This window comes from Mycobacterium sp. TH-M15, from assembly GCF_057473705.1.
Genome location: NZ_JBYCLB010000172.1, coordinates 1 through 9,287 on the forward strand (window position 1 = coordinate 1; position 9,287 = coordinate 9,287).

Consider the following 9,287-nt stretch of genomic DNA (forward strand, 5'->3'; position numbering starts at 1 on the left):
ATTACGCCCCCAGCGGCCCCTTGCAGAGCGTGTACTGGTGCACGCTGGTGTATCCGTCGCGGAACAGCGGCACGCAGCCGGTGAGGTACTTCTGGTAGCGGTCGTAGATCTCCTGGGACTGCGCGGCGATCGCGGCGTCCTTGTTGGCGGCCAGCGCCGCCGCCCAGTCCTGCAGCGTGCGCACGTAGTGCGGGCCGATCTCGTCGTCGCGGGTGACGGTGAACCCGGCCGTCCGGGCCAGGGTCTTGGGCATCTCCACCGACGGTACCTGCCCGCCGGGGAAGATCTCCTTCATGATGAACCGGTTGAACCGCGCCATCGACATGGTTAGCGCGATTCCCTTGCGCTGTGCCTCGTCGGCGCCGCTGATCCCGGTGATGGTGTGCAGCAGCATCACCCCGTCGGCCGGCAGCGCGTCGTAGGCCATCTCGAAGAAGGCGGGGTACCGCTTGTGGCCGAAGTGTTCGAACGCCCCGATGGAGACGATCCGGTCCGCCTGCTCGTCGAATTCCTCCCAGCCCTGCAGCCGCACCTCGACGTTGCGGGAACTGCCCAGCTTGGCCAGTTTTTCAATGGCGTACTCGCGTTGGCGCTTGCTCAGCGTGAGGCCGATGACGTTGACGTCGTAGTTCTCGACGGCGCGGGCCATGCCGCCGCCCCAGCCGCAGCCGATGTCGAGCAGGGTCATGCCCGGCTGCAGGCCCAGCTTGCCCAGCGCCAGGTCGAACTTGGCGTTCTGCGCCTCGTCGCGGGTGGTCTCCGGGGACCGGTAATAGCCGCAGGTGTAGCCCATGGTCGGGCCGAGGAACAGCTCGAAGAACTCGTTGGAGATGTCGTAGATCGACTGCAGCTCGGCGTACTTCGGACGTAGCTCGCTCATCCCCTCCGAACGTACGCCGCTATCTGTGCTCCGCGTGTTATTTGTGCAGGGTGTACTGGTGCACGCTGTCGTAGCCCATCCGGAACAGCTTCACGCAGCCGTTGAGGTACTTGTCGTAGCGGTCGTAGACCTCCTGGGACTGCGCCGCGATCGCCGCGTCCTTGTTGGCCGCCAGCGCCGCCGCCCAGTCCTCCAGGGTCCGCGCGTAGTGCGGCCCGATCTCGTCGTCGCGCATCACCCGGAAGCCGGCCTCGGTGGCGTAGTCCCGGGGCATCTGCGCCGACGGCAGCTGGCCGCCGGGGAAGATCTCCTTCATGATGAACAGCACGAACTTGGCCAGGTCCATGGTGAGCGGGAGGCCCCGGCGCTGCGCCTCGTCGGAGCCGGTGATCGCGGTGATGGTGTGCAGCAGCATCACCCCGTCGTCGGGCAGCGCGTCGTAGGCGGTCTTGAAGAAGTCCGGGTAGCGCTTGCGGCCGAAGTGTTCGAAGGCGCCGATCGAGACGATCCGGTCCACCTTGTCGGTGAACTCCTCCCAGCCCTGCAGCCGGACCTCGACGCTGCGGGTGGTGTCGACCTTGGCCAGCTTCTCGATCGCGTACTCGCGCTGCCGCTCGGAGAGGGTGAGGCCGATCACGTTGACGTCGTATTTCTCCACGGCGCGCTGCATGCCGCCGCCCCAGCCGCAGCCGATGTCGAGCAGGGTCATGCCCGGCTTCAGGCCCAGCTTGCCCAGTGCCAGGTCGAACTTGGCGTTCTGCGCTTCGTCGCGGGTGGTCTCCGGGTAGGGGTAGTAGCCGCAGGTGTAGCCCATGGTCGGGCCGAGGAACAGCTCGAAGAACTCGTTGGAGATGTCGTAGATGGACTGCAGCTCGTCGTACTTCGGCTCGAGCTTGGTCATGTCTGCTGTACTCGCAATCTTTCGGGGGCGCCGCGCGGCCCACACAGCCTACCCGCCGGTCGCCGTCGGCCCCGACGCGCATCCGTCGGGTCAGTCGGCGGCAGCGAAGTTCGCGGTCAGCTCGCCGATGACCCGATCCCACAGCGCTTCGGGCAGGTCGTGGCCCATTCCGTCGATCAGCACCAGCCGGGCGCTGCGGATCGCGCGTGCGACGGCCCGCCCGCCGGAGACCCGCATCAGCCGGTCGGCCAGCCCGTGGATCACCACGGTCGGGGCGCTGATCCGCCGGTCGTAGCCGAGCAGGCTGCCGCTGCCGAGGATCGCGCCGAACTGGCGGGCGAAACCCCACGGGTAGTAGCTGCGCTCGTAGGCCTCGACGGCGTCGGCCCGCAGCTGGGCCTCCGGAACCGGGTAGGCCGGGCTGCCGATGATCCGGCTGACCCGCACCGCGTTGTCGATCACCACCGTGCGCGGCGAACCCGGCGGCGGCCCGTAGATCAGCGCCAGCAGCGCGCGCGGCGCCGGCGGCGGCAGGAACGGCTTGTTGTTGCTGGAGAAGATCACCCCCAGCGACCGGGTCCGCTCGGCGAACCGGGCGGCGACGATCTGGGCGATCATCCCGCCCATCGACGCGCCGACGACGTGGGCGCGGTCGATGCCGAGGTGATCGAGGACCGCGGCGGCATCGTCGGCCATGTCCTCCAACCGGTACACCGCCTTGGTGGGGGTGCCGAGCCAGAACCGGGCCATCTTGGTCAGCACCGAGCCGGGGGCGTGCTGCCGGTCGAACTTGGAGGAGAGCCCGACGTCGCGGTTGTCGTAGCGGATGACGCGCAGCCCCTCGGCGACCAGCTTCTCGCAGAACGCGTCGCGCCACAGCAGCAGCTGCGCGCCCAGACCCATGATCAGCAGCACCGCCGGATCGTCGGGATTGCCGAGGTCCTCGTAGTAGATCCGCACGTCGCCGGAGCGGGCGGTGCCGGAGCGGACGTCCATACTGTCAGGCCTCCAGGTCGTCGGTGTGCTCGCGGCGGACGTCGACCATGAAGTTGGCGAAGTAGCCGGTGAGGTCGGGATCGGACATCATCTGCCACCGCGGCGCGAGCAGCTTCATGTACCGCTCGACGTAGAGGAACTGCTTGCCGATCAACACCAGCTCGCGCGGCAGCTTGACGTCGTAGGCGTCGGCCAGCGCGGAGAGCTGCTTGCCGATCTCGGCATACGACATGTCGCCGAGCGATTTCATGGTCAGCGGGGTGGCGAACGCCGCCAGGTCCTTGGCCGCCTGGCCCTCCGGTTTGACCGTGCCGACCGCGCCCATCAGCACCACGATCTTGCCCGCGGCGGCGTGGTCCTTCTTCACCAGCAGCGCGTACACCAGCTCGCGCAGCAGCCAGCGGGTGCGCGGGTCGATGCGGCCCATGATGCCGAAGTCCAGGAAGACCACCCGGCCCTGATCGTCGACCAGCAGGTTGCCGGCGTGCAGGTCGCCGTGGAAGAGCCCGTGCCGCAGGCCGCCCTCGAAGGTCGAGAACAGCAGCGCCTTGACCAGCTCGACCCCGTCGAAGCCGGCCGTGCGGACCGCCGTGGCGTCGTCGATGCGGATGCCGTGCACCCGCTCCATGGTCAACACCCGCTCGCTGGTGAAGTCCCAGTAGACGTCGGGAACCTTGATGTTGGCGCCGAGCGGGGATGCGTGCAGGTGCGCCACCCAGGTCTGCATCGACTGCGCCTCGATCCGGAAGTCCAGCTCCTCGGCGAGGTTGTCGGCGAAGTCGGCGACCACGTCGCCGGCGCTGAGCCGCCGGCCCAGCTTGGCCAGCTCGACGACCTGCGCGAACCGTTTCAAGATCTGCAGGTCGGCGGCGACCCGGCGGCGGATGCCCGGCCGCTGAATCTTCACCACCACGTCTTCGCCGCTGTGCAGGGTGGCAAAGTGCACCTGGGCGATGGACGCCGACGCGACCGGGGTCTCGTCGAAGCGGGCGAACAGCTCGGCGGGCTCCTTGCCGAGCTCCTCGACGAAGAGCCGGTGCACCGCGAGCGGGTCGGCGGGCGGCACCGCGTCGAGCAGGCTGCGGAACTCCCGAGACAGCGGCTCGCCGAACGCGCCGGGGCTCGACGCGATGATCTGGCCGAACTTGACGTAGGTGGGGCCCAGGTCGGCGAAGGTCTGCGGCAGCTCGGTGATCACCTTCTGCTGGACCGGCCCCGGCCGCAGCAGCCCGCCGAAGACCCGGGCGGTGGCGCGGGTGAGCTGCCAGCCGGTCGCGGCGACCCGGGCCGCTTCGACCGGCAACGGCACCCGGTCGAGTCTGGCCACCGGGCGGGGGACAGTCGAGCTCATTGGTGCAGTCTGCCAAATCGCCGGGCCGATCCCGAATCGGCGTGACCGGCGCCGCCGCCTCGGGATCCGGGCAGCGGCTACCGCAGAACGCCAGCTCAGCGAGGCCGAGCGTAGGCGTCGCCCTTCTGCTGGGCGACGGGTAATACGAGATCTGCGGTTGGCCCACACGGTGCGGTGACCCTCGTAGGCTGCTTGGATGAGGGTCACCGCCGCGGAGTCGACCGAGCTGTTCGTCGGGCCCGCCGACGCGCCGCAGCAGCTGGTCCGGGTCGACTACACCGGCTGCGCCGGGTCGGCCAGCCTGCGCGTCGAGGGCGTCGGACTGAGCGGTACGGCACGCACCGGCGCCGCCGACGACATCCGCGAGATCGCGGTGGCGGTGACGGATCCGGTCCCCGGCGAGCGGCGCCCGGCGCGGGTGGTCGTCGACGGCGAAACCGGCGCCGAGCCGTTCGACTTCACCTTCACCGTCGCCGAGCCCGGCTGGACGATGTTCATGATCCCGCACTTCCACTACGACCCGGTGTGGTGGAACACCCAGGGCCGCTACACCAGCGCCTGGACCGAGGATCCGCCCGGCGCGTGCCGGCAGACCAACGGCATCGACCTGGTCGGCCGCCACCTGGCCTGGGCGCGGCACGAACCGGAGTACAAGTTCGTGCTCGCCGAGGTCGACTACCTCAAGCCGTACTGGGACACCCATCCGCAGCACCGCGCCGAACTGCGCCGGCTGATCGCCGAGGGCCGGGTGGAGGTGCTCGGCGGCAGCTACAACGAACCCAACACGCCGCTGACCGGCCCGGAGACCACGATCCGCAATCTGGTGCTCGGCGCGGGCTTCCAACGCGACGTGCTCGGCGCCGACCCGGCGACCGCCTGGATGCTCGACGTCTTCGGCCACGACCCGCAGTTCCCCGGCATCTGCGCCGACACCGGGCTGACCGCCAGCGGGTGGGCGCGCGGCCCGTACCACCAGTGGGGGCCGATGGCCGACGGCGGCGACGTGACCCGGATGCAGTTCGCCAGCGAGTTCGAGTGGATCGCCCCGTCCGGGCTCGGCCTGCTCACCCACTACATGCCGGCGCACTACGCGGCCGGCTGGTGGATGGACTCCGCGGCGTCGCTGGACGACGCCGAACGGGCCGTCTACCGGCTCTTCACCGACCTGAAGAAGGTGGCCGCCACCCGCAACGTGCTGCTGCCGGTCGGCACCGACTTCACCCCGCCGAACCAGTGGGTCGTCGAGATCCACCGGGACTGGGCCAAGCGCTACACCTGGCCGCGGTTCGTCTGCGCGCTGCCCAGCGAGTTCTTCGCCGCGGTCCGCGCCGAGCTGGCCGCCGAGCACCGGCGCGCGTCGCCGCAGACCCGGGACATGAACCCGATCTACACCGGCACCCACGTCTCCTATGTGGACACCAAGCAGGCCCACCGGGCGGGCGAGAACGCGGTGCTGGAGGCCGAGCGGTTCGCCGTCTTCGCCGCGCTGGTCTCCGGCGCCGACTACCCGCAGGCCGCGCTGGCCAAGGCGTGGACGCAGCTGGCCTACAACGCCCACCACGACTCCATCACCGGCTCGGAGTCCGATCAGGTCTACCTGGACCTGCTGACCGGCTGGCGGGACGCCTGGCGGCTGGGCCGGACGGTGCGGGACACCTCGCTGGCGGTGCTCTCCGGCGCGGTCGGTGGGGCCGCTTCGTCTGATCGGCGGGTGGTGGTGTGGAACCCGCTGGCGCATCCGCGCACCGACGTGGTCACCGCCCGGCTGGCGGAGCCGGTCGGCGCCGATACGCAGCTGCTGGCGCCGGACGGCACGGTGCTGCCCGCCGTGGTCGAAGACGGTGGCCGGTCGGTGACGTTCCTGGCCGCCGGGGTGCCGTCGCTGGGTTGGACCGGCTACCGGCTGGGGCCGGCGACCGGCGCGGCCGGTGGGTCGGGCTGGGAGCCGATGGCCGGTGTCGAGATCGGCAACGAGTATTTCCGGGTGTCGGTCGACCCGCGGCGCGGCGGCGGGGTGGTGTCGCTGGTGCGGTTGCCGGACGGCGCGGAGCTGATCACCCCGGGCCGGGTGGGCAACGTGCTCGCCGACTACGAGGAGTACCCGGCGCACCCGCGCTCCGGCGAGGGCCCGTGGCATCTGGTGACCAGCGGCCGGGTGGACACCTCGACGGCGGCCACCGAGGTCGGCGTGCAGGCCTACCGCTGCCCGCTGGGGGAGCGGCTGGTGGTGCGCGGCCGGCTGCGCAACCGGTTCGGGGTGCTGCTCGCCTACACCCAGACGCTGACCCTGCTGGGTGGTCTGGACCGGCTCGACTGCCGGACCACCGTCGACGGGTTCACCGGCGCCGACGACCTGCTGCGGCTGCGATGGCCGTGCCGGGTGCCGGGCGCGCTGCCGGTCAGCGAGGTCGGCGACGCCGTGGTCGGGCGCGGGTTCGCGCTGCTGCACGATTCGGACAGCCCCGACGCCCCGGCCGCCGCGATGGACACGGCGCGACGCGCGTGGACCCTGGACAACGCCTGCTTCCGCTGGTTCGGGCTGTCCGCGACGGCCCGGGTGCGGGTGGGTGCCGACGCCGTCCGGGCGGTCTCGGTGGCCGAGGTGGTGGTCGCCACGGACGCCGCCCGCTCGGCGGAGTCGGTGCGCGACCTGATGGTGGCGCTGGTGCGCGCCGGGGTGACCGCCACCTGCGGCAGCGCCGACGGACCCCGGTACGGGCTGCTCGACGTCGACTCCAACCTGCCGGACGCCCGGATCGCCCTGGGCGGCCCGGCGGAGAACGCGTTCACCGCGGCGGTGCTGGCCGCCGCCGACCCGGCGTACCCGGCGGAGGTCGCCCGCCAGCTCGCCGAGACCGGACGAGCCCGGGTCTGGGTGCCGGCCGCCGCGCCGCTCGCCGAGGTGTGGCGCTACACCGGCGACACCGTCGACCTGACCGGGCCGGCGGCGCTGCCGGTGCTGGTCGTCGCCGGCACAGACGCCGCGACGCTGGGCGCGGAGCTGGCGGCGCTCGCCGGCGACCTGGCCGACGCCGAGATCGGCGTGGAGCAACGCTGCCCGGCCGGGGCGGAGCCGTTCACGCCGCGCACGGTGGCGCTGGTCAACCGGGGAACGCCGAGCTTCGCCGTCGAGCCGGACGGCACCCTGAGCATCGCGTTGCTGCGCTCGTGCACCGGCTGGCCGTCGGCGTCGTGGTCGGACCCACCGCGGCGCACCGCGCCGGACGGCTCCGCGTTCCAGCTGATGCACTGGAGCCACGGCGTCGACTACGCGCTGGTCGCCGGCGACGGCGACTGGCGGGCCGTGGCGATGCCGGCTCGGGCTGCCGAGTTCGACCAGCCGTTGATCGCCGTCTGCGCCGGCCCGGCCGCCGGTGCCGGCCTGCCCGCATCCGGCTCCCTGCTGGCCGTCGAGCCGGCCGGCCGGGTGGCGCTCGGCGCGCTGAAGCCGGCCGGCAATCCGCTGGCCCACGGCAGCGCCGCGCCGGTCGACCCGGCCACGGTGGCGCTGCGGCTGGTCGAGACGCACGGGGCGGCGACCACAGTCACGCTGCGGTCGACCTTCGGCCCGGTCACCAACCTGACCAGCGCCGATCTGCTGGAACGCCACCAGCCCGGCCGGACCGGCCCGACCGCGCTGCACGGCTACCAGATCGCCACCCTGCTCGGTCGGCTCGGCCCGGCTCAGCCGGCCCGGTTCGGGGCGGCGGCATCAGCCGTGCTGGGCCCGGAGGCCGAGGCCGACCAACCGCTCTACGCCCGCTACTGGCTGCACAACCGTGGTCCCGCCCCGCTGGGCGGGCTGCCGGCGGTGGCCCACCTGCACCCGCACCGGGTGACCACCGAACCCGGAACCGACCTCACCGCGGAGCTGACGGTGGCCAGCGACAGCACCGACCGAGCGCTGGCCGGCTCGGTGCACCTGGTCTGTCCGGCGGGCTGGTCGGCGCGGCCGGCCACGCTGCCGATCGAACTGCCGCCGGGCGGGCAGCTGTCGTCGCAGCTGACGGTGACCGTCCCGGCCGGCGCCGAGCCCGGGCTGTACCCGATCCGGACCCGGCTGAGCGTCGCCGGGGAGAACCTGCCGCCGTCCTGGCGGCAGCCGGTCGAGGACGTGGCGGTGGTCTGCGTCGGCGCGGTCGACCCGGCTGGGTTGCTCTACCTGGTGGACGGCCCGGCAGAGGTCGGGGTGCGGCCCGGCGAGACGGTCCGGCTGGCCGTCACCGTCGGCACCGACGCGCACGCCGACCTGCCGGTCACCGCGGAGCTGGTCAGCCCGTGGGGCACCTGGGAGTGGGTCGACCGAGCGACGCTGGGCACCACGCTGCCGGCGAACGGCACCGTCGAGCTGCTCTTCGACGTGACCCCGCCGGTGTGGGCCCGGCCCGGCAGCTGGTGGGCGCTGGTCAAGGTCGGCTGCGCCGGCGCGCTGGTCTACTCGCCGGCCGCGTGGGTGACCGTGCTCGCCGCCTCGGATCGGCCCGCCGACGACGTCGACCGGCTCTGATGGCCGACCGCTCGCAGCTCACCCTCGCCCTGGACGTCGGCGGCACCAAGATCGCCGCCGGCCTGGTCGATCCGGACGGTGCCCTGGTGCACACCCTGGTCCGGCCCACCGGCGGCGACCGGGACGCCGACCGGGTCTGGGCGGTGGTCGCCGAACTGCTCGCCGAGACGCTGGCCGCCGCGGGCGGCGCGGTCGACGCGGTCGGCGTCGCCTCGGCCGGCCCGGTCGATCTGGTCGCCGGCACGGTCAGCCCGGTCAACATCGCCGACTGGCGCGGCTTCCCATTGCGTGACCGGGTCGCCGCGGCGGTCCCCGGGGTGCCGGTGCGGCTCGGTGGCGACGGGGTCTGCATGGCACTCGGCGAGCACTGGCGCGGCGCCGGTCGCGGGACGGAATTCCTGCTCGGCATGGTGGTCTCCACCGGGGTCGGCGGCGGACTGGTGCTCGACGGCGTGCCCTACCACGGCCGGACCGGCAACGCCGGCCACGTCGGCCACGTCGTGGTCGACCACGACGGCCCGGCGTGCCACTGCGGCGGGCGCGGCTGCGTCGAGGCGGTCGCCTCCGGCCCGGCGATGGTGCGCTGGGCGCAGGCCAACGGCTGGACCCCGCCACCGGGTGCCCCGCCCGACGCCAAAGCGCTCGCCACGGC

Annotated in this window: 6 protein-coding genes; 2 read left to right on the forward strand and 4 right to left on the reverse strand. The window is 72.4% G+C overall.

From position 1 onward, the window contains the following. Position 1: 1 nt before the first annotated feature. From AC2VNT_RS04065 to AC2VNT_RS04080, 4 genes are all read right to left on the reverse strand, one after another. The gene (locus tag AC2VNT_RS04065; RefSeq protein WP_486945632.1) at positions 2-880 is read right to left on the reverse strand and encodes a cyclopropane mycolic acid synthase family methyltransferase; all 879 of its coding nucleotides are present in this window, start codon (positions 878-880) and stop codon (positions 2-4) included. A gap of 37 nt (positions 881-917) precedes the next feature. Continuing rightward, positions 918-1,781: a cyclopropane mycolic acid synthase family methyltransferase gene (locus AC2VNT_RS04070; protein WP_486945633.1), complete on the reverse strand. Its 864-nt coding sequence runs from the start codon at positions 1,779-1,781 to the stop codon at positions 918-920. 90 nt (positions 1,782-1,871) lie between these two features. Continuing rightward, entirely contained in the window at positions 1,872-2,777 is a 906-nt protein-coding gene (locus tag AC2VNT_RS04075) for an alpha/beta fold hydrolase (RefSeq protein ID WP_486945634.1), read from the reverse strand. Positions 2,778-2,781: 4 nt separating this feature from the next. Further along, on the reverse strand, positions 2,782-4,128 hold the full coding sequence (locus AC2VNT_RS04080; RefSeq protein WP_486945635.1) for an ABC1 kinase family protein: 1,347 nt from the start codon (positions 4,126-4,128) through the stop codon (positions 2,782-2,784). 196 nt (positions 4,129-4,324) lie between these two features. Between AC2VNT_RS04080 and AC2VNT_RS04085 the strand changes: the two genes are divergently transcribed. Together AC2VNT_RS04085 and AC2VNT_RS04090 are read left to right on the forward strand one after the other, a co-directional pair. Further along, complete coding sequence (locus tag AC2VNT_RS04085; protein WP_486945636.1) at positions 4,325-8,635, forward strand: glycoside hydrolase family 38 N-terminal domain-containing protein; 4,311 nt, start codon at positions 4,325-4,327, stop codon at positions 8,633-8,635. Then, a partial coding sequence (locus AC2VNT_RS04090; protein WP_486945637.1) for an ROK family protein occupies positions 8,635-9,287 on the forward strand: 653 nt, incomplete at its 3' end. The genes AC2VNT_RS04085 and AC2VNT_RS04090, both read left to right, overlap by 1 nt.